Source organism: Bradyrhizobium sp. Leo78 (genome assembly GCF_059512425.1).
The window spans coordinates 1-453 of the sequence record NZ_JCAMOT010000216.1; the positions used below are offsets into that span (position 1 = coordinate 1).

Sequence of the window (453 nt, forward strand, 5' to 3'; positions counted from 1 at the left end):
GTCGAATTCGAAGCCTTTCGCGCCGGCAACAGCGACTTTTGGCAGGAGACGACGGCTGCCCGCTGGGCGACGGGATATGATTTCCCCGCCGTCAAGGAAGGCCGCCTCAAGAAGGAAGAGGTTGCAAATCCGCTGCGCTCCACCGGCATTCTGCAGGCTCTGGTACCCAATATGCGGCGTGACCTCTTTAAGGACGAGCGCGTCCGCGAGGCACTGAATTACGGTTTCGATTTCGAGGAGCTGAACCGCACGGTTGCCTTCAACAGTTACAAGCGCATCGACAGCTATTTCTGGAACACCGAGCTCGCCTCCTCCGGCCTGCCCCAGGGTCGTGAACTGGAAATACTGCAAAGCATGAAGGACAAGGTTCCGCCGGAGGTTTTCACGACACCCTATACCAATCCCGTTGGCGGCGATCCGCAGAAGAGCCGCGACAACCTCCGAAAGGCGATT

The 453-nt window shown here is 58.5% G+C and carries 1 protein-coding gene; it reads left to right on the forward strand.

The window, feature by feature from the left end; translation table 11 throughout:
* On the forward strand, positions 1-453 hold a 453-nt coding region (locus AC5ZG1_RS44355; protein WP_496136562.1), incomplete at both ends, for an ABC transporter substrate-binding protein.